At 47.1% G+C, this 19,475-nt stretch carries 17 protein-coding genes; 9 read left to right on the top strand and 8 right to left on the bottom strand.

Annotated elements, in window-relative coordinates; all coding sequences use genetic code 11:
• Positions 1-309 precede the first annotated feature (309 nt).
• Complete coding sequence (locus ACOGW3_RS09575; protein ID WP_419902781.1) at positions 310-1,686, top strand: MFS transporter; 1,377 nt, start codon at positions 310-312, stop codon at positions 1,684-1,686.
• A 130-nt stretch (positions 1,687-1,816) separates the two neighbouring features.
• Entirely contained in the window at positions 1,817-3,187 is a 1,371-nt protein-coding gene (locus ACOGW3_RS09570) for a DUF3179 domain-containing protein (protein ID WP_419902754.1), read from the top strand.
• Here ACOGW3_RS09570 and ACOGW3_RS09565 read toward each other — a convergent pair.
• Positions 3,184-4,068, bottom strand: coding sequence for a LysR family transcriptional regulator (locus ACOGW3_RS09565; protein WP_419902753.1), 885 nt, complete (start codon positions 4,066-4,068; stop codon positions 3,184-3,186). The genes ACOGW3_RS09570 and ACOGW3_RS09565 overlap by 4 nt on opposite strands.
• A gap of 169 nt (positions 4,069-4,237) precedes the next feature.
• Here ACOGW3_RS09565 and ACOGW3_RS09560 point away from each other — a divergent pair, with 169 nt between their 5' ends.
• The 4 genes from ACOGW3_RS09560 to ACOGW3_RS09545 all read left to right on the top strand — a co-directional run bounded on the left by ACOGW3_RS09560 (position 4,238) and on the right by ACOGW3_RS09545 (position 9,117).
• The gene (locus ACOGW3_RS09560; RefSeq protein WP_419902752.1) at positions 4,238-4,852 is read left to right on the top strand and encodes a glutathione S-transferase family protein; all 615 of its coding nucleotides are present in this window, start codon (positions 4,238-4,240) and stop codon (positions 4,850-4,852) included.
• 104 nt (positions 4,853-4,956) lie between these two features.
• Complete coding sequence (locus ACOGW3_RS09555) at positions 4,957-7,068, top strand: pyridoxamine 5'-phosphate oxidase family protein (RefSeq protein WP_419902751.1); 2,112 nt, start codon at positions 4,957-4,959, stop codon at positions 7,066-7,068.
• Positions 7,069-7,119: 51 nt separating this feature from the next.
• The gene (locus ACOGW3_RS09550) at positions 7,120-7,743 is read left to right on the top strand and encodes a DJ-1/PfpI family protein (RefSeq protein ID WP_419902750.1); all 624 of its coding nucleotides are present in this window, start codon (positions 7,120-7,122) and stop codon (positions 7,741-7,743) included.
• Positions 7,744-7,914: 171 nt separating this feature from the next.
• Entirely contained in the window at positions 7,915-9,117 is a 1,203-nt protein-coding gene (locus tag ACOGW3_RS09545) for an argininosuccinate synthase (protein WP_419902749.1), read from the top strand.
• A 177-nt stretch (positions 9,118-9,294) separates the two neighbouring features.
• Here the strand turns inward: ACOGW3_RS09545 and ACOGW3_RS09540 are convergent, their stop codons facing one another.
• Positions 9,295-10,527 carry an ISL3 family transposase gene (locus tag ACOGW3_RS09540; RefSeq protein WP_419901077.1) on the bottom strand — a complete coding sequence of 411 codons (1,233 nt, stop codon included), beginning with the start codon at positions 10,525-10,527 and terminating at the stop codon, positions 9,295-9,297.
• Between the two features lie 116 nt (positions 10,528-10,643).
• Here ACOGW3_RS09540 and ACOGW3_RS09535 point away from each other — a divergent pair, with 116 nt between their 5' ends.
• Positions 10,644-11,132, top strand: a complete 489-nt coding sequence (locus ACOGW3_RS09535; RefSeq protein WP_419902748.1) for a class I SAM-dependent methyltransferase — start codon at positions 10,644-10,646, stop codon at positions 11,130-11,132.
• Between the two features lie 164 nt (positions 11,133-11,296).
• Positions 11,297-11,587, top strand: coding sequence for a DUF3253 domain-containing protein (locus ACOGW3_RS09530; RefSeq protein WP_419902747.1), 291 nt, complete (start codon positions 11,297-11,299; stop codon positions 11,585-11,587).
• 126 nt (positions 11,588-11,713) lie between these two features.
• Here ACOGW3_RS09530 and folD read toward each other — a convergent pair whose 3' ends face one another.
• From folD to ACOGW3_RS09515, 3 genes are all read right to left on the bottom strand, one after another.
• Positions 11,714-12,613 (bottom strand): bifunctional methylenetetrahydrofolate dehydrogenase/methenyltetrahydrofolate cyclohydrolase FolD, encoded by a 900-nt coding sequence (gene folD / locus ACOGW3_RS09525; protein WP_419902746.1) that lies wholly within the window; start codon positions 12,611-12,613, stop codon positions 11,714-11,716.
• Between the two features lie 178 nt (positions 12,614-12,791).
• Complete coding sequence (gene pncA, locus ACOGW3_RS09520; protein ID WP_419902745.1) at positions 12,792-13,430, bottom strand: bifunctional nicotinamidase/pyrazinamidase; 639 nt, start codon at positions 13,428-13,430, stop codon at positions 12,792-12,794.
• 117 nt (positions 13,431-13,547) lie between these two features.
• Entirely contained in the window at positions 13,548-13,847 is a 300-nt protein-coding gene (locus ACOGW3_RS09515) for a YggT family protein (RefSeq protein WP_419902744.1), read from the bottom strand.
• Between the two features lie 349 nt (positions 13,848-14,196).
• Between ACOGW3_RS09515 and ACOGW3_RS09510 the strand changes: the two genes are divergently transcribed.
• Positions 14,197-15,498: a class I SAM-dependent methyltransferase gene (locus ACOGW3_RS09510; protein ID WP_419902743.1), complete on the top strand. Its 1,302-nt coding sequence runs from the start codon at positions 14,197-14,199 to the stop codon at positions 15,496-15,498.
• A gap of 71 nt (positions 15,499-15,569) precedes the next feature.
• Here the strand turns inward: ACOGW3_RS09510 and astB are convergent, their stop codons facing one another.
• From astB to ACOGW3_RS09495, 3 genes are read right to left on the bottom strand one after another with little or no spacing between them, the layout of a single operon-like run.
• Positions 15,570-16,919 (bottom strand): N-succinylarginine dihydrolase, encoded by a 1,350-nt coding sequence (gene astB, locus ACOGW3_RS09505; RefSeq protein WP_419902742.1) that lies wholly within the window; start codon positions 16,917-16,919, stop codon positions 15,570-15,572.
• A gap of 4 nt (positions 16,920-16,923) precedes the next feature.
• Complete coding sequence (astD, locus tag ACOGW3_RS09500) at positions 16,924-18,411, bottom strand: succinylglutamate-semialdehyde dehydrogenase (protein ID WP_419902741.1); 1,488 nt, start codon at positions 18,409-18,411, stop codon at positions 16,924-16,926.
• On the bottom strand, positions 18,408-19,451 hold the full coding sequence (locus ACOGW3_RS09495) for an arginine N-succinyltransferase (RefSeq protein WP_419902740.1): 1,044 nt from the start codon (positions 19,449-19,451) through the stop codon (positions 18,408-18,410). The genes astD and ACOGW3_RS09495 overlap by 4 nt, the downstream gene beginning before the upstream one ends.
• Positions 19,452-19,475 lie beyond the last annotated feature (24 nt).

The raw sequence follows: 19,475 nt of genomic DNA, 5'->3' as shown, positions 1-19,475 counted from the left end.
AGCCTATGACCTTTTGGGACCTTGTTGGTTTTTTATTTGGTCATTTATTTTTGTATCGATTTTATTTTCGAATGCAGCTTGAAGTGAAAAAGTAAATATTTTGTCATGATGCGATATCTTTTTTACTGTTTTTAACTGTACTCCAAAAAATTATATAAAAATCAGATAGATGCAGAAACGAAAGCACCATAAATACAGGGATGATAGGATATCTAATGGGTGCCAGCCATACTTGACCAATCCCCTAGGGGGGGATAGCGTAAGCCATAATATTTTTGTACATCCATACGAAATACTTGTGTGACCATTATGCTTAGCGTTTTAAACAACCGAACGTACCGACACCTCTTTACCGCACAAATTCTCTCTCTTATGGGGAGTGGATTGGCAACGGTCGCACTGGGGCTACTTGCCTATGATCTTGCGGGGGCAAATGCCGGAGCTGTGTTGGGAACAGCCTTGGCGTTGAAGATGATCGCCTATGTCGGGATTGCTCCGGTCGTTGGTGCTTTTGCAGACCGGGTGCCGAGGAAAACGTTCCTGGTTTTGTTGGACCTATGCCGCGCGGGGATGGTTTTGTTTTTGCCGTTTGTTACTGAAATCTGGCAAATCTATGTACTTGTTTTTTTATTCCAATCCTTTTCCGCGGCCTTTACACCAACTTTTCAGGCAACAATCCCCGATATTTTACCAGATGAAGCAGACTTTACGAAGGCCTTGTCGCTTTCTCGCTTGGCCTACGATCTTGAGGCTTTATTGAGCCCCTTGTTTGCTGGGGTATTGCTGACCGTTATTTCATTTCATTGGTTATTTTTGGGAACCATTGTTGGATTTATCGCTTCTGCGTTGTTGGTTGGAACGGTTGTGTTACCAGCCGTAAAACCTACGGAAGAAGAAACAAATTTTTACAGGCGGGTTTCCAGGGGCAGCCGTATTTATTTGGCCACACCGAGATTGAGAGGCTTATTGGCTCTTAGTTTCGCGGTGTCTTCTGCCGGGGTCATGGTTATAGTTAATACCGTGGTTTATGTCCGGGAAAACCTTGCTGGAGATGAAAGAGATGTCGCGATCTTTCTGGCTGTAGCCGGTCTGGGATCAATGATTTCGGCTCTAGGCCTCCGAAAAATTTTGGAGATATTTGAACCCAGAGGAGTAATGCTGAGCGGTGCATTGCTATTAATTCCAACTTTAGCTTTCGCTTCGTTAAACCCAGGCTATGGATATTCTTTGCTTATTTGGATGCTTATAGGTGCCGGAACATCTCTGATCCAAACGCCTGGGGGATTGTTATTGAAAAGATCTGCCCATAAAGAAGACCTTCCCGCAATTTTTGCTACTCATTTCGCATTGTCGCATGCCTGCTGGCTTATTGCCTATCCGGTGGCAGGATGGTTGGGGATTTATATTGGTTTAGATGGCACTTTCCTGGTTGCGTCCGGGGGGGTGTTGCTCGGTCTTTTGACCGCTGTCCTGGTTTGGCCTTCCAAAGACAGTGAAGTCCTGAGCCATGTGCACCCCGAAGTTTCCCACTTGCATCTACATACTCACGATGAACATCATTCTCACGAACACGAGGGATGGGAAGGACCGGAGCCTCATCGCCATCCGCACTATCATGCGGCAACGCGCCATTCGCACCCCTTTGTTATCGATAGCCATCATGAAATGTGGCCCAATCGGAACTAGAGCCCACGGTTCTACCAAACCAATTTACCTATCCAGACCGTCACAGAACGTCACAAAACTGTGACGTTCTGTGTTTTTACCTCTGCGTTCATGCAACCTACTTTGAAGATAGTTCGGAGGTCGCAAGAATATGATGGTCTTGATAGTTGTAAGAAGGGCTTATGCCCTAATGTTGTCTATGTTCCTCTGTGTGATGCCACTTTACGCTCAGGCACAAGATGTTGGACAAACCCCCTTTATTGTCGAACAGAGCTTGAAAGTGTTGGTGGGCAGCGCTCAAGATCGCGAAGAGAGCCTTGCGACCTTCGAACAACGAGGGAGCCTAGATGTGGTTCCGGCTCTTATCCAGGCACTGCGTTTTAATCCCCAGGACACTCAATTACGTGCCACACTGGTTAAGCTGACCGGGCAGCCGGATCAGAGTTGGGGGGATTGGATGCTTTGGCAAGAGAACAACCCCCAGGTGGAACCTTTTGAAGGTTTTGATATTTTTAAGTCGCGGGTCGCCCAGTTGATAGACCCCAATTTTGCTGCTTTTCTGTATCCCGGTGTTCAATATTCTATTCGCCTCGAAGAGATCGCCTGGGGTGGGGTAAGTAAAGATGGTATTCCTTCGCTTGATAATCCGACCCTCATAAGTGCCGAAGATGCCGAATATCTAAAGAATGATGATCTCGTTTTTGGGGTCTCTATAAACGGTGATGCCAGAGCTTATCCGCTTCGGATCATGAACTGGCACGAGATGTTCAATGATGTCATCGGTGGTGTCCCTGTCGCTCTGGCGTACTGTACGCTTTGTGGATCAGGGATCCTTTACGAAACTGATTTGGGAGATGGCAAAGAACCAATAATCTTTGGCTCATCAGGCTTTCTCTATCGCTCAAACAAGCTCATGTATGACAAGCAAACCCATTCATTGTGGAATCAGTTTACAGGGCGTCCGGTGGTGGGTTTTTTAACGGGAAGTAAGTTGGAGCTTAAAACCCGACCCGTCACCATCACCACCTGGAAGCAATGGCATGCCCATAACCCCGATACGAAAGTGCTTTCTCTCGAGACGGGATTTCGGAGGAACTATGGTTCTGGCGTCGCATATCGAGAGTATTTCTCTTCACCTGAATTAATGTTCCCTGTTTCTGTCGATCAGAGCGATCACGCAGCAAAATCCTACGTTTTTGTTCTCAGGGTCAGTGGAAAAGAAAAAGCATGGCCGTTGTCTGATTTTGAAAAATCAAAAGTAATCAATGATACGGTCGATGGTCTCTCGGTTGTTCTCGTCGGTGATGCCAAAACAAGAACTGTTCGGGCGTTCGAAGGCAATGGTGAACGGTTTTCTACTGGTAGCGATACAAACTCATTCGTAAGCGAAAGCGGCAAGTGGCAACTTACTGAAAACGAGTTGATCTCAAATTCAGGAGAAAAGTTGCAGCGATTGCCGGGACATATTTCCTATTGGTTTGCCTGGAACAATTATAGTCAGGCGGGGCAGTTTGAGCGTTAGTGCTCAACCTTGTCTGATCGTTTAAAATGTAGTGCTACATGGTCGACAAAAGCTTTTACCCGTGGGGCAAGGTGACGTCTGTGGGGGTAGATAACATAAGCATTACGATCGTAGGCTTCGAAGTCTTTCAAGACACGTATCAGACGCCCCTGTTCAAGATCTTCCTGTACCGTCGATATCAAACACATCCCTATGCCATGATCTTGTAACGTCATCTTTCGGATAGGTTGGGCTGCATTTACCCGTGCCCTGGGTTTTATGGTCAAAGCAGTCTTTTTCCCATCGATAATAAATTCCCACTGGTTGGTTGGGCTGATGGTGGAACCAACAATACAATCGTGATTGATCAATTGAGTTGGGTGGGTAGGCGTTCCCCGATCTTTTAAGTAAGCAGGCGATGCACAAAGAAGATACTTATATCTGGCAACATGTCGGGCAATAAGACTGCTGTCATTAAGAGCCCCCAGTCTTACCGCAACGTCGATACCCTCCTGGATGATGTCCACGGTGCGTTCTTCAAGCCGGAGGTCGATGGTGATTTCGGGGTGAAGCTTCATGAACTCGTTTGCACAGTCTACGACAACTTCTTCACCCAGGACTCTGGGTGCGGTAACGCGCAGATGGCCTTTGATTGTTCCTGTTTGCTCACTGACAAGATCTTGAAGCTCGTCGACCTGTTCAATAATCGAAAGGCATCTGTCGTAATAAGCCTGGCCTAATTCGGTCACGCTTACGCGCCTGGTGGTGCGGTTGAGCAAGCGCGCATCGATTTTCTCTTCAAGCTGTTTTACATATTTACTTGTCAACATGGTTGAGATGCCAAGCCGCTTTGAGGCGGCGGTAAACCCGCCCTGTTCGACGACATTAACGAAGGCGCGCATAGATTCGAGTGTATCCATGATTATATCTATTTTGTTTATAATTATGTCCAATATATGCGGATAGTAAATGAATAACTAGTGAATTAGATTAATTACAGACGGAATGGAAACCCCACCGTTCTTAGAAAGTTTTTAATTTGCTCAACAGCAGTCATTAAGGAATAGAAAAATGATCAAACTCTATCGTCACGCACTCTCTGGTCACGCACATCGTGTGGAACTTTTTTTGTCTCTCCTGGATCTTGATTACCAGTTGGTTGATGTTGACCTTATGGCGGGGGCACACAAGGATGCAGAATTTGTAAAAATGCATCCTTTCGGTCAGGTTCCTGTACTCGATGACAATGGTACAGTGTTGTGGGATTCAAATGCGATCTTGGTATATCTCGCCCGTACCTATGGTAAAGAGGCTTGGAACCCCGCAAATGCAAATGAAGAAGCTGCCGTTCAGGCCTGGCTATCCGTTGCTGCCGGTTCTATCGCCTTTGGTCCAGCAACGGCACGTTTGGTGACAGTGTTTGGTGCTGATCTCGATCATGAAGGCGCCAAGGCGCGTGCAAACGGTTTGTTTGAAACTGTAAACGGTACACTCGAAAACCAGGCCTATCTCACAGGTGCTAGGATCACCATCGCTGATATTGCTGCTTACACCTATATTGCCCACGCTCCAGAAGGCGGAGTTCCTCTCGAGGGTTATCCAAATATTCAGGCTTGGATTGGTAGAATTGAATCCTTACCTGGCTTTGTTGGTATGCAGAAAACCCCCCTTACCGTCGCTGCATAGTTAGCGGGTACATCAATATTGAAGAACACCAAGGTTAAGTTTTAGCCTTGGTGTTCTTCGAAACCGGACAAAATCTGACTGCACCGGATTGTAGGAGTAGTGTTATGAGTAATTCCTTCTTTGACCCTAAAACAACACCCTTTCACGAAGGTGAGTTGAAAGTTCAGCGGCGTTTAGGCGTTCTGGAAAATGTTCATAGTTATGCTCCGAAATTTGTCCGAAATTTCCTGCCTGATCAACACAGAGAGTTCTACTCGCAACTCTCTCAAATTGTGGTTGGTTCTCTTGATGAGCAAGGAAGGCCTTGGGCTTCGATGGTTGTTGGTCAGGCGGGTTTTATTAAATCCCCAGATAAACATTCGATGGTCATTGATAATGCACCACTGTACGGCGATCCTCTACGGAACAATTTAGCCAAGGGTAGTCCTTTGGGTTTTCTCGGCATTGAGTTTCATGCCCGTCGCCGAAACCGTCTAACTGGTAAAGTTTCTGGAGCAACAGAATCTGGTGGTTTTTCCATTAATGTGGATCAAAGCTTTGGAAACTGCCCCCAATTTATTCAGGCACGTACACCCTCTTTCAAAGAGACCTATGTTTCCGAAGTACTAGAGAAGCCTGTCTCACGTTCTGCACGGTTGAGTGTGGAAAGTCAGGCAATCATCTCCCAGGCAGATACCTTTTTTATTGCCTCTGCGTATTTTGAAGATGGCAGTGATCGTCGTCATGGCGTTGATGCATCTCACCGCGGAGGCAAACCAGGATTTCTTAAAGTTGTTGATGATAAAACCCTGCTGTTCCCTGATTTTCCCGGCAATAATCATTTCAATACCATCGGCAATATAGAGCTATATCCCAAAGTTGGTTTATTGGTGCCGGACTTCACTTCTGGGGATTTGCTTTATATCACAGGGGCGGCAGAAGTAATCTGGGATGGGCCGGAAGTCAGGGCCTTCACAGATGCTCAACGTATGATCCAAGTGACGGTAGATGAAGCCGTACGTGTTGAAAAAAGTTTACCAATGAGTTGGAATTTCGAAAGCTATTCTTCTTTCCTTGATTTAACAGGGAGTTGGGAGGAGGCAGATGAAACTCTCGCCATAATCCGGAACCGAGATGCCTGGCGCCGTTATGTCGTGGCCAAGATCGAGCAGGAAAGCGAAACGATTTCATCTTTTTATCTCGTTCCGGAAGATAAAAAGGCTCTCATTGAGTATGAACCGGGCCAACACTTGCCAATCAAGTTGGAAATACCTGAATCTACTGGCAGCAAAGGCGAAATTAGAAGAACTTATACGGTCTCTAATGCCTTTAACGGCCGATATTATCGCCTGTCGATCAAACGAGAAGAAGATGGGCTTGTTTCTAAACACTTTCACGATCGTATTAAGCCGGGGGACGTTATAGAAGCTCAGGCACCACGAGGAGATTTTCACCTTGATAAAGAGAGCCAAAGACCAGTGGTTCTCGTTTCCGGTGGTGTTGGTGTCACTCCTATGATTGCGATGCTTGAGAGCCTTCTTGAACAAGAGAAAGCAGGGCTAAGTACGCGGAAGATTCATTTTATCCACGGAACCCGCAATCGTTCTGAGCACGCCTTTGGTAAATACATCACTGCTCTTGGCACCTGGTTTGAGACGCTGACTAGGTACAACGCTTATTCGCAGCCTCAATCAGAGGATGATCTTGGAAGAGATTATAACGGTAAAGGTCATATTGACCTGAACTTGCTGCAAGAGCTTTTACCCCTTGATGATTATGATTTCTATTTGTGTGGCCCTGCTGCCTTTATGTCTTCGCTCTATGAGGCTTTGGTCGCGCTTGGGGTCAGAGATGAAAGGATCCGGTACGAGAGCTTTGGGCCCGCGATGGTCCTCAAAAGCCAACCTTCAGATGATGATCCCGTTGGAAATCTAGAGATGGTTGACCCAAGTGAATTACCGAATGAGCCAGTGGCTGTTCGTTTTACGAAGTCAAATCTGGAAGCGGAATGGAATTCGGAAAAGGGAAGTCTTTTACAGCTTGCCGAAGAAGCTGGCTTGTCGCCTGATTTTTCCTGCCGGTCTGGGAATTGCGGAGCCTGTACTTCAAAAATCCAATCTGGATCCGTGACCTATCCAAGGGGCCATTCGGTGGGTTTGGCTGATGACGAAGTCCTACTTTGCTCTGCAGTTCCCGTTAGAACCAAAGAACAATCAGAGTTGGTTCTGGATCTTTGAAACGTACAGTTCTCACCTCCAATTCCAATTACACATAGTTTAGAGGTTATCATGAAACGGATATTACTTTTGCTCGCAGATGGTTTTGAATTGCTAGAAGCCGCTGCTTTTACCGATGTATTCGGATGGGCTGATATTGACGGTGAAGAGAAAATTGAACTGGTTTCTGTTGGGTTACGGTCTCCGCTAAAATGTACATTTGGGTTTTCTGCTATTCCCGATAAAGTTTTGCACGAAGTCGACCTTACTGAATTTGACGCCTTGGCCATCCCAGGTGGTTTCGACGGCGCTGGTTTCTATGAAGATGCCTATTCAGTAGAATTCTCTGACGTCATCCAATTTTTTGAAAGCCAGAATAAACCTATCGCTTCAGTTTGCGTCGCCTCCCTTGCCCTGGGGCATGCAGGCGTACTTAAAAATCGCCAAGCCACTGTCTACCATCAGGTCGGCGGTAAGCGAAAACAGCAACTTGAGGCCTTTGGTGCTCGTTTTGTTGACAAGGCTGTGGTTGCTGATGATGGCTTGATTAGTTCTACAGGGCCAGGGACGGGTGTTGAGGTTGCTCTGCAGTTATTGTCAGACCTTACATCCGAGAAAAACACCAGTCATATACGTCAATTAATGCGTTTACCGAAACCTTCACAACAGTGGTCAAATCAGGCTCAAGTGGCTTAAACCCAAAAAGACTAATTGAGTTAGGTGTAATTTGTAAGAATTTCGATGTATTCGATGATGACAATACTTGCCCTAAGTCAGGATTTACCTATACTCCCCGCAGATTTACCTACAAACGGCAATTATGCCGCCTTCGCGGCATAGCCACTATTTACAGGGGCGTGGACTCTTATGGGCGATATCAAAAAAGTCGTTCTGGCCTATTCAGGCGGACTTGATACTTCAGTAATCCTGAAATGGCTCCAGGAAACTTATAACTGTGAAGTTGTGACTTTCACGGCTGACCTTGGTCAAGGTGAAGAGCTGGAACCAGCACGCAAGAAAGCCGAAGCTTGTGGCGTAAAGGACATTTACATCGAAGACGTTCGCGAAGAATTTGTCAGCGATTATGTCTTCCCAATGTTCCGTGCCAATGCTGTTTACGAAGGTGTTTATCTTCTTGGAACATCCATTGCGCGCCCGCTCATTTCCAAGCGTTTGATCGAGATCGCTGAAGAGGTGGGTGCTGACGCAGTTGCTCACGGCGCGACTGGTAAAGGTAACGATCAGGTTCGTTTCGAACTCAGCTGTTATGCTTTGAACCCGGACATTAAAGTGATTGCTCCTTGGCGTGAATGGGATCTGACTTCTCGTACCCGTTTGATCGATTTTGCTGAGAAGCATCAAATTCCGATTGCGAAAGACAAGCGCGGCGAAGCGCCGTTTTCTGTTGATGCCAACCTTCTGCATACTTCTTCAGAAGGTAAGGAAATGGAAGATCCGTGGGTCGCACCTGGCGAACATGTATATCAACGCATTGTTTCTCCAATGGCTGCGCCGGATGAAGCGACTGAAATTACCATCGAGTTTAACCGTGGTGATGCTGTGGGTATCAACGGTCAGAAAATGTCACCTGCAGAGATCTTGACGAAGCTTAACGAGCTTGGTGGTGCAAATGGTATTGGTCGCCTCGATCTTGTTGAAGGCCGTTTTGTTGGTATGAAGTCTCGTGGGATCTACGAAACGCCGGGTGGAACGATCCTGCTTGCTGCTCACCGTGCTATCGAATCCATCACTCTGGACCGGGGTGCGATGCACCTTAAAGATGAGCTGATGCCGAAATACGCAGAACTGATCTACAATGGTTTCTGGTACAGTCCAGAGCGTGAAATGCTTCAGGCAATGATCGACAAGTCTCAAGAGCACGTCGAGGGTACTGTTCGTCTTTCACTCTACAAAGGCAATGCGATCGTAACCGGACGCGAGTCTGCGAAGTCACTTTATAGCCTTGAGCACGTGACTTTCGAAGAAGACACTGTTTATGACCAGCGCGATGCGGAAGGCTTTATCAAGCTGAACGCGCTGAGACTGAAGCTTTTGAACAAACAAAAATAATTTGCTCTAAACTTTTAAAAAAAGCTCTGCATTTGCAGGGCTTTTTTTGTTGATAAACATTGTCGAAAGCTTATGCGTTTCTTATCTATGTTATAATCGCGTCAGTTGTGTCTGAGGTCGATATCCCTTCACTCTCAAGGACATAAATATGGCACTTCTCCGCTTTGTTGAGTAGATTTAGGATTTCAAATAGAGCATAGATTGATTATCTGGAATGGATGATTGTCTAATTTTGAGTTTGAAGTATTCGGTATCCTTGATGCCTCTGGCTCGCTTACGGATCATTCCTATACTGACATTACCAGCCTCTATCCTGGCGCTTGTGAGCTTGTGTTTGGCGTAGTTGCAGATGCCCACACAATGTTTCCGTAGGGATTTCGCGAACTTTTTTAGATAGAGCATCTGTGACTGATCTGCTATCAGGCACCAACGTTCCAGTTGCTCCGCCATCGCCTCAAATGAAGCGGCACTCCACAGCAGCTGAAGCTGTTCTTTCAAGACGTAAAGTGCATTCAGGTTGCTATTGCTCTCCAGCAACCTTTGCAGCTTGTCACTTTGTTTTTCACTCAACTTATCCGCATTTTTGAGCAACAGATAATGCGTCCCTTTCATCAACTCTTTACCACTTGGATCGGCCTTTCTGAACTCAAGTCGACGCTGATTATGGATAGCTTTGCTGTAGTTTTTCATGACGTGGAAACGGTCAAATACTATGTCGGCCAACGGCAAGGACTCTCTGACAGCCTTTTGGTAGGCAGGCCCCATATCCATCGCTACGGCCTTTATTTTGCAGGCTGTATCTGGTTGCAGTTGTTTCAAAAACCTTGAAAAAACCTCGGCAGTTCGGCCTGCTTCAACCCAGATCAGATGACCGCCAACCATATCGTAGACCACCGTCATGTAGTCATGACCTTTCGCCCGGGCAACTTCATCTACACCAATATATTCCAAGCCAGTTAGCTCTGCAGGATCAAGCGTAGGGAGAGTTTCAATAAGGTATGCCCTGTCGATATTCTTGACCGTTTCCCATCGTATATCCAAATGTCTGGAAACCGCTTGAATAGACATATGCCGACATAATCCACTGATCAGTCGGCAAAATCGGTGAGTGAAACGGCACCCTTTATCAACAAAATCACACCCCTCAATGCGGCGTTCGCCCTTGTTAATATAAACCTGCGCCAGCTCAATCTCGACCACACAAGGATACCCAAAAAGGGGGATGTCGTTTACTTGTCGGCGGACATGCTGGTTGATGCTTCCCTTCTGGCCTGTAGCAGGGTCTATAGCCCTCCTACGCGCGTCTCGGCTGCAGTGAATGACAATCTTAACACCGCCGTCATCCAGTTTAATTTCATTTACACGTTGCCCTTTGAGGCCTAAAATATGCTGCGAGATGTTGATTGTCATATACCTGCTCTATGTAAAGTTATCAGAAACCATACATATCAACAGGTTACTTGGCGGTCGGCATCTTTTTCTACTCAACAAAGCGGAGAAGAGCCATAAATATTAGGAAAGTAGGCATGAGTAGATTAGATAGCTTTATTCGCAGAGTTTCGGCTCAAAGGGATATATTAAACTATGTTACAGGTGAAATTTCAGATGTAGACGGGCCCGTGTTAGAGCTCGGGCTCGGGAATGGTCGAACGTATGATCACTTGCGCGAAAACCTTCCTCTACGGGAGATCTTTGTTTTTGATAGAAGCATAAACGCCAATCCTCAGAGTGTCGCTGATGGTGATTACATGATTCTTGGGGAGATTCGCGATACTTTGGCTTTTTGTGGTCCTAGAGTAAAAGCTGAAGCGGCCCTTATTCACTGTGATCTTGGGTCTGGAGATCCGACAACCGATCTTGCTACATGTGCATGGATTTCTCCCTTAATTATAGAGAGAACAGCGCAGGGAGGGATTGTTGCTTCTGGATTGGCTTTGGATTTACCCAACTTTGAAGAGCTGTCTCTGCCCGAGGGAATTCAGAAAAAACGTTATTTCTTGTACCGTAAATTATGAATTTAAGATGTGAATACATCTCTCAATGGGCTTGAAGTTGTTCAGGTGGGAGCAACATTATTACCTTTTCACAGAACTGCTAAGCGGCGGAACAAAGAGATTGTGATTGCTCATAAGCCCGTTTCACGTTAGTGAAGGCGCAATTATTGATGAAAGAGACCGTCATGAGCGAAGAAAAGAAAAAGACAGATGACCCCGTGGCCATCTTTATTCTTGGAGAACTCCATGGTGCTGAAGCACCTGTGAGCCCGGATAACCTTGCACGTGCTTATTACAAACCACGCGCTAAAAAAGACGAACGTCCTGATACATGGCGCAAATATTTGCCAGCAATTCGGCAGCAAGCTCTGCACCTCGCGCGTACTGGCCGGATCAATATTATCCGTAAAGGTGAAGTTGCTGATCCCAAGGCACCGATCAAGGGCTTGTTTAAGCTCGAAATAGCAAAGAATTAAACACTAACGATCGAGTCTTGAGAGTTTAACTCGACTGATCGGTGAATGTTTAATTTTATTCATATACAAAAAAGCCCTGGAAAAATAATCCAGGGCTTTTTTGTAAGTATCTCTTAAAGGTAATTATCAGAGCAGGTTTGGCTCTGTAATACCGTGCTGGCGACAGGCTGCTGTCAGGGTATTTGCCAATAGACAAGCAATTGTCATTGGGCCAACACCGCCAGGAACGGGTGTGATCGCACCCGCTGGAATGATGGCTTCAGCCGTTGCGACATCACCAACCAGTTTGTTCTTACCATCAACTTCAATACGGTTGATGCCAACGTCGATAACAGTCGCTCCAGGTTTGATCCAGTCACCTTTGACCATTTCGGCGCGTCCTACGGCCGCGACAACGATATCAGCCTGACGAACAACGTCGGCAAGATCTTTGGTACGGCTGTGTGCAATGGTCACAGTACAGCTTTCTTGAAGAAGAAGCTGAGCCATTGGTTTACCAACGATGTTCGAGCGACCAACAACAACAGCTGTCTTACCAGAAAGATCGCCGAGGTGATCTTTAAGTAGCATGATAGAACCTAATGGCGTACACGGAACCATTGGTGCGCTGGCACCCTTACCACCTGTAGCCAAACGACCAGAGTTGATTACGTGGAAGCCATCAACGTCTTTGTTTGGATCGATTGCATTGATAATTGCGTGGTCATCAATGTGAGCTGGAACAGGGAGTTGAACCAGAATGCCGTGAACGGCAGGGTCATTGTTAAGCTCTTCAACCTTGGCAAGTAGCTCTTCCTGAGTTGTTTCAGGTGACATTTTGTGCTCGTAAGAGTTCATGCCTGCTTCAAGAGTCTGTTTGCCTTTGCTGCGAACGTATACCTGGCTGGCAGGATCTTCACCCACGAGAACAACTGCGAGACCTGGGGTCAAGTTGTGCTCAGCCTTAATACGGGTAACTTCTTCGGCAATTCGGCCTCGTAGGCCAGCAGCAAATTTTTTGCCGTCGATAATCGTCGCAGTTGACATCCTTAGGTCTCCTTAGTTGAACCCAGTTCGTATATCCAGGCGCCTTCTCCCCTGTCAAAGAGGAGACAATCGAATTTTCGATTTTTTTATGGCTTTAGCGCGAGCTATGCAATGACTTATCTCAAGAGAGCCAAAGCAATCTATTCCGAATTGCTGATCGGTTGATCGGATAATCCAGTTACAGTTCGTCTGAACTGATAATCTCGACACCGGATTCTCGCATGTGAGTCATGGCTTTTGCCAAGGAGCCGTCCATGTCGATTGCGCGACAGGCATCAGCAATAACAAAGGTTTCAAAGCCTTGTTTTACGGCATCAATGGCAGAGTAATAAACACAAAAATCAGTTGCTAAACCACACAGAAAAATACGCTTGATACCACGACTTTTAAGATACCCCGTCAGGCCGGTTGTTGTCGATCGGTCGTTTTCGAAAAAGGCAGAATAGGAATCGATCTCTTTCCTGAAACCTTTGCGAATAATCAATTCAAGAGAATCCTGATCGAGATCTTTGTGAAATGCGGATCCTGTCTCGCCCTGGATACAATGGTCTGGCCATAAAATCTGTGGACCATAGGAAAGTTCCGTCGTTGAAAAGGGCTCGAGGTCATCATTATGGGATGAGGCAAAGGACTGGTGATCAGCCGGGTGCCAGTCCTGAGTGGCTATGGAGTGAAGAAAGCAGTCAATTAGGCCATTGATAACCGGGACAACCTGATCCCCATTGGGAACAGCTAAGGCACCCTCATCGCAAAAATCGTTTTGAACATCGACAACAAGAAGAATATCGGTACTGGTCAATTCGAGGGAATGAGACATGTTAGCGATACCTTCTCGTTACATATTATTTACATTGGGCTGTAATCGGGTTTCCAGTCGCAGTCTGCTACCTACTTGTTGGTGAAACTTTCCAAGGGTAACCACTGCAATAAACTCTTAGCCAATACTATACTGTAGGCGAGCTAAAACGTTTTGGACGAATAGAATAATCAAAAGTAAGACGATAAAGGACATGTCCAAACCGCCTAAGGGGGGGACAAAACGCCGGATCGGCCGAAGGGCTGGTTCCGTTATGCTATAGAGAAAAGAACCTACTGAATTCACAAATTGATTGCTTGTGTTGATGACATTAAAGGCGACCAACCAACTTAGGATAGCTGAGATTACCAAGGCCCACCAAAAGAGGTTGAGGGCAACTTGTGCGACAAGAATCAAAGGGCCGATAATTATTTCCATCGTTTGTCTATCTCTACTTGTTTGTCTGTGAGGCGTTGATTTTACTGGCGAAACTTATGAACAGACTACAGTGATGATCATGCGGTTACAAGATCGAGCCTGTGTTGCTCTTGTTAAAAAGAAAGTGCTCAACTCTAAGGCCCTCTTTTAAATCCGTATTCATATGGAAGATAGGATAGGGTGAAAGAAAAACAAGAACAATTGCATTATATGAAATGTAATGGATTGATGTGGAAAACTAATTGCTGTTCCCCATGCGTGAACAAGTTTAATTGTGTCACTACTCTTGATTGGGTAAGCTCTGATTTAGTGTGGTGCAATTTGTTGATTCATGATCAGGGAATTATCTATGTCTGTGATGGGGCAGGACCGTACACTTGAGGCCGTTACCCGCGCCTTGACACATTTACACGAAAAGCTTGGGCTGACCTTTGCCTTTCAGCTCTGGGATGGATCCACGGTTCCAGCCTCTAAAGGTGGCGAGAACGATCTCCGTCTAGCTCTTGCTGATCAAACGGTTCTTACAAAGTTACTCCGCCGCCCTAAACTCAAGACGGTGATTGATTTATATCTCTCCGGCGGTTTGGATATTCGTGGTGGCTCGCTCTTTGATCTTGCAGAGCAACGGCCTAAAGGGAAAACCAAAGCGCTTATTAAAAGCCTTAATAAATCCCTTTTGCTAAAAACGCTTTTACCGTTATTTTTTGCCCGAAGTCATAATCAAAACCTTGATCTCAAAGGGGAGGGAACGACTTCTGGGAAGGGGAGTGAACAGGCTGACATTGCCTACCACTATGATGTCTCTAATCATTTCTACGAGCTATTTCTTGATCCCGAGATGGTTTATACCTGTGGGTATTTCACCGACTGGTCCAATGATCTGGCGACGGCACAAACAGATAAGCTCGAGATGATCTGCCGGAAACTGCGTCTGAAACCCGGTGATCGCTTGCTGGATATCGGGTGTGGCTGGGGTGCTCTGATCTGTTACGCAGCTGAGAAATATGGTGTGACGGCATTGGGTGTGACGCTATCCGAAGAACAGCTTGCCTTGGCACAACAACGAATTAAAGAACGCGGGCTCGAAGATAAGGTTTCCGTCGAGCTTAAGGATTTCCGTTTGCTGGAGGGAACTTTTGATAAAGTATCGTCTATTGGTATGTTCGAGCATGTCGGGATTGAAAACCACCGCGATTATTATCTAACGGTCAATCGTCTGCTTGAGCCACGGGGGCTTTACCTCCATCACGCCATTACTCGAAGAGGCAAAACCAGCGATGCCAAATTCAATCGCAAACGGCCTGAATACAATTCAATGCTGAAATATATCTTCCCAGGCGCGGAAGTTGATCATATCGGGATGACGGTTCGTAATCTCGAAGCTCATGGCTTTGAAGTCCATGATGTCGAAGCTTGGCGGGAACACTATGCAAGAACAACCGAACTGTGGGCTCGACGATTGATGGAAAACTCTGAGGCCGCAATTGCAGAAGCAGGGGCTGAACGCTATAGGCTGTGGGTGCTCTATCTCACAGGTGTTTCTCTCGCATTCACCCGGGGGACTTTGAATATATTTCAGACCGTTGCAACAAAACGGACAAAGGGGCTGTCTGGCATGCCATCAACACGCTCTGATCTTTATCGTGGTTAAGGGTAAAAAAGATCCCGAGCAGTCGTAACTGCCCGGGATTAAAGAAGCTTAAGTCAAGACGGGAGCCTGACTTAAGCCCGCTGGAACTCGTAAAGTCTGCCGAGCTTCAAGATGCCGGTTAGCTCTTCGAGAGCTGCGCGAACTTCATAAAGCAGGGAAGGATCGCGAATATCATCCGCGCTTAGTTCATCTCTATAATTACGTGATACCCAGTCCCTCAATTCGGCATAGAGACTATCGTCAAGAATGACGCGTGCACCTAAATTATTGAGATCAGCCTCATTAAGAACAACCCGAAGCCGGAGACAGGCTGGGCCGCCGCCATTTTTCATAGACTGACGTAGATTAAAATATTTTACGTCATTAATGGCGCCATCTTGTGCGACGAGGTTGTCCAGATAGCTTTTGACCCGGGTATTTTCCTGACATTCGATTGGAGCAACAAGGGTCATTGCATTGCTTCCGCTCCCAGAGGGCGAAATCAATTGACTATTGAAGAGATAGCTTTGTACTGCATCTTGAACAGATACTTTGTTATCCGGTACTTCGACAAAGACCATGTCTCCGCCGGGTAATTTGCGGTTCAATTCTTCTTTTAAAGCATCGGTGTTGAGAAAAGCTTTCTCGTGGTGGAACAAGGCACGGCCATTGCCGACCGAGATTACATCATTGTGGAACACGCCCTGATCGATCACATCCGGATTTTGCTGTGCATAGACGACACGATCTTCAGACAATCCGTGTAAGCGTGCAACGGCTTGGCAGGCCTCTAATGTTTGGCGCGCCGGGAATTTTTGGGGTCCATCTGCTCCTTTACGTAGGGCCTCTACGCCATAGACAAAGAACTCAATACCGGGATCACCGTAATCGACACAAAAGCGAGTGTGGTTTGCAGCACCTTCATCCCCGAAATGTGGACTGCTATGCAGCGCAGGATGATGTGCAAAGCGGCTATCATCAGCAAAGATGGTCTGTAGTGTGCGGCCCGTGGTCGGATGTTCAATGGAGCGGTGGAACATGGAGATCAGGTTGGCCGGGGTAAAGTGCGTCCTGCCATCATGTGTGTCGAGACGAGGGGATACTGTTGCGGCATTGGCGACCCACATGCAAGACGCAGAACAAGCACCTGCGAGCAACGCTGGGTCATCCTTGGCGGCTGTTGCAAGAATATCGCGATCACTGCCGCCATAACCAAGTCCCCGTAGTGTCGGCATGTGAGGACGTTCTTGAGGAGGGAGAACGCCTTGTTTCATACCCATGTCTGACAGGGCTTTCATTTTCTCCAAACCTTGAAGAGCAGCGCCTTTGGGACTTGATGTGCCCTTGGCAGATTTGTCAGAAGCTATGTTGCCATAGGACAGGCCGGCAAAATTGTGGGTTGGGCCAACAAGACCGTCAAAATTGACCTCGTAATAGGTCATGGCTTTATCCTTTGTCCGTCAATGTGATCCCAGGCACGAGCTGGCCGGGGATGTTCAGAGTATCGGCTTCGAGAGACGCTACAGGATACGCCGCGTAGTCAGCTGCATAGAAAGCGCTTGGGCGATGGTTTCCGCTGGCGCCTACGCCACCAAACGGCGCTGATCCACTGGCACCCGTAAGCGGTCGGTTCCAATTCACGATCCCGGCACGACTTTCAATCCAGAACTGTTCCCAAAGATCTTTTGAATCGGTAAGAATTCCAGCAGACAAACCAAAACGGGTGTTATTGGCAACCCGAACGGCTTCATCAAAATCAGTAACCCTAATGATCTGAAGAAGTGGGCCGAAATATTCTTCGTCGGGAAGATCCGCTACAGATGTTACTTCGATAAGGCCGGGCTTGAGAAATGGTTTTCCTTCGAAGAGGCGCTCGGCTCTGCGAAGAACTTTACCGCCAAGGCTCTCAAGATTGTCCTGGGCTGCCAGAATACCATCAGCCGCTGCATTGGAGATAAGTGAGCCCATGAACGGAGGGTTCTCCTGGTCATCCTGGCCGACTTTAATACCGTCGATTTGTTCGGTGAGGACCTGAATAAATTTATCACCTTCAGGGCCGGTTGGAACAATGAGACGACGCGAGCAAGTGCAACGCTGGCCTGAAGTTATATAGGCTGACTGGATGGTATGATATGCGGCGGCGTTATGATCTGCAGCATCCATAACGATGAGCGGGTTATTCCCTCCCATTTCGAGCGCTAAGATCTTGCCGGTTTGTCCTGCATACTGGCGGTGAAGCAATTCACCTGTTGCTGAACTACCGGTAAAGAACAAGCCATCAATACCGTCGTGACCAGCGAGGGCTATTCCAGTTTCTTTTGCGCCTTGAACGAGGTTGAGAACGCCAGCGGGAAGTCCGGCGTCATGCCAAGCCTGAACCATAACCTCTGCCACCATCGGTGTTTGGTCACTTGGTTTGAAGACGAGGGTGTTTCCGGCAATGAGCGAGGGAACGATATGTCCGTTGGGCAGGTGACCAGGGAAGTTATAGGGACCAAAGACTGCGACCACCCCATGAGGTTTGTGGCGGAGGGTAGCTTTTAGGCCTTCACCCATTTGATTCTCACTGTCGCCAGTACGCTTTTCAAATGCATCCAAAGAAAGTGCTACCTTCCCAACCATGGCGGCGGCTTCTGTGCGGGTCTCCCACAGGGGCTTTCCCGTTTCCATGGCGATTGCGATAGCAATCTCTTCTTGGCGTTCTTTCAAAAGATCACGGTAGCGGGTGATAATCTCTATCCTGCTTTCAATCGAAGCCAGTGCCCAATTACGGAGAGCTCCGCGTGCAGATGCGATGGCATCGTTGACATCGTTTGCTGTTGCAGAAGCGGCTCTCCAAATGATTTCACTGTTGGCAGGGTTGAGAGAAGTAAGCTCGGAGCCTTGGCCTGAGAGCCATTCACCGTTGATGTATAGTTTTTGATTTAGGCTCATGGTCTTTTCTCCCGGAATTTCACGTAACGTACTTGATCGCCTTGATTTAGGCGGAGTGCATCAATGGTTTCTTGTGTCAGTTTGATCGTGCCATCATCGTCAATTTTTGCAGGCTGTAGACACATGCGATATGCCTCAATATTGGCGTTACTGACCATGTAGAGGTTGGACTGATCTTCTGCGATATTTTGTTCTTCAGCGCCGCCAAGATTCGCGACTACACTGGATTGAAGAGTTTTGATGTTGCGTGTGGGGACCTCGACAGAAGGGCCGCCGTCAAAGACATCTACATACCCATTAAAGTTGAAGCCCTCTTTTTCCAACAGGCGTAGAGCTGGAGACGAAGATTCGTGTGGCTTGCCAATTACCTCTTGAGCCTCAGCAGGCAAAAGGTCGATATAAATTGGATATTTCGGCATAAGGTCAGAAATGATCTGAGTTCCTTTAACAGAGGATATTTTGTCTGCACTTTCGAAAGCAATACCAAAGAACTTCTCCCCTAGATGTGTCCAGAAGGGCGAGCCACCGTCTTTGTCCTGCCATCCCCGCATTTCGGCCATCACCATGTCACCAAAACGATCAGGGAAATCAGCGAGCGTCAGGTAGCGGCAACGGGAGAGGAATTGTCCCACGCCTGGTTGGCGATATTCTTTGGAAAGATACAGAGACCCGATCTCTGTTGCGCCAGTATAGTCGTTCACCAGAAGCATGACATTCATCTTACGCGTGGTATCTAGCTCTGATGAAGCGCTCACAAGGGTCGATATTTTGTAGGAATAGAAGGGTGATTTGAGCCCCACCCCTGCGTAAAGGGCCGTTGTGCCTACCGCCTTTTGGGTTTTGGTGTCTTCCAAGACCATAAAGTATATTTCGCCCTGAGGGCCTTGAGCAGGAGTTTTAAAGCTTGCTTCTGAGCGCGTCAGTTTTTCAAGCCAGGCGCCTTCGTTTGCAGGCATGGATGTCATGCCTGTTCCCACAGCATGGGAGAGCCCCATAAGGTCGCCAAGGTCACTTTGTCTTGCAGGTCTAATGATTAACATCGGAACAGGTCCCTAATTCCAATA

The organism is Kiloniella sp. (genome assembly GCF_965205715.1).
Classification (GTDB): domain Bacteria; phylum Pseudomonadota; class Alphaproteobacteria; order Kiloniellales; family Kiloniellaceae; genus Kiloniella.
Note: the sequence above shows the minus strand (reverse complement) of the source record. Positions and strands in the feature narration are given on the sequence as shown.

Coding starts and splice junctions, on each gene's coding strand:
- ACOGW3_RS09575 (WP_419902781.1), top strand. CDS start 310: ATGCTTAGCGTTTTAAACAACCGAACGTACCGACACCTCTTTACCGCA.
- ACOGW3_RS09570 (WP_419902754.1), top strand. CDS start 1,817: ATGATGGTCTTGATAGTTGTAAGAAGGGCTTATGCCCTAATGTTGTCT.
- ACOGW3_RS09565 (WP_419902753.1), bottom strand. CDS start 4,068: ATGCGCGCCTTCGTTAATGTCGTCGAACAGGGCGGGTTTACCGCCGCC.
- ACOGW3_RS09560 (WP_419902752.1), top strand. CDS start 4,238: ATGATCAAACTCTATCGTCACGCACTCTCTGGTCACGCACATCGTGTG.
- ACOGW3_RS09555 (WP_419902751.1), top strand. CDS start 4,957: ATGAGTAATTCCTTCTTTGACCCTAAAACAACACCCTTTCACGAAGGT.
- ACOGW3_RS09550 (WP_419902750.1), top strand. CDS start 7,120: ATGAAACGGATATTACTTTTGCTCGCAGATGGTTTTGAATTGCTAGAA.
- ACOGW3_RS09545 (WP_419902749.1), top strand. CDS start 7,915: ATGGGCGATATCAAAAAAGTCGTTCTGGCCTATTCAGGCGGACTTGAT.
- ACOGW3_RS09540 (WP_419901077.1), bottom strand. CDS start 10,527: ATGACAATCAACATCTCGCAGCATATTTTAGGCCTCAAAGGGCAACGT.
- ACOGW3_RS09535 (WP_419902748.1), top strand. CDS start 10,644: ATGAGTAGATTAGATAGCTTTATTCGCAGAGTTTCGGCTCAAAGGGAT.
- ACOGW3_RS09530 (WP_419902747.1), top strand. CDS start 11,297: ATGAGCGAAGAAAAGAAAAAGACAGATGACCCCGTGGCCATCTTTATT.
- folD (WP_419902746.1), bottom strand. CDS start 12,613: ATGTCAACTGCGACGATTATCGACGGCAAAAAATTTGCTGCTGGCCTA.
- pncA (WP_419902745.1), bottom strand. CDS start 13,430: ATGTCTCATTCCCTCGAATTGACCAGTACCGATATTCTTCTTGTTGTC.
- ACOGW3_RS09515 (WP_419902744.1), bottom strand. CDS start 13,847: ATGGAAATAATTATCGGCCCTTTGATTCTTGTCGCACAAGTTGCCCTC.
- ACOGW3_RS09510 (WP_419902743.1), top strand. CDS start 14,197: ATGTCTGTGATGGGGCAGGACCGTACACTTGAGGCCGTTACCCGCGCC.
- astB (WP_419902742.1), bottom strand. CDS start 16,919: ATGACCTATTACGAGGTCAATTTTGACGGTCTTGTTGGCCCAACCCAC.
- astD (WP_419902741.1), bottom strand. CDS start 18,411: ATGAGCCTAAATCAAAAACTATACATCAACGGTGAATGGCTCTCAGGC.
- ACOGW3_RS09495 (WP_419902740.1), bottom strand. CDS start 19,451: ATGTTAATCATTAGACCTGCAAGACAAAGTGACCTTGGCGACCTTATG.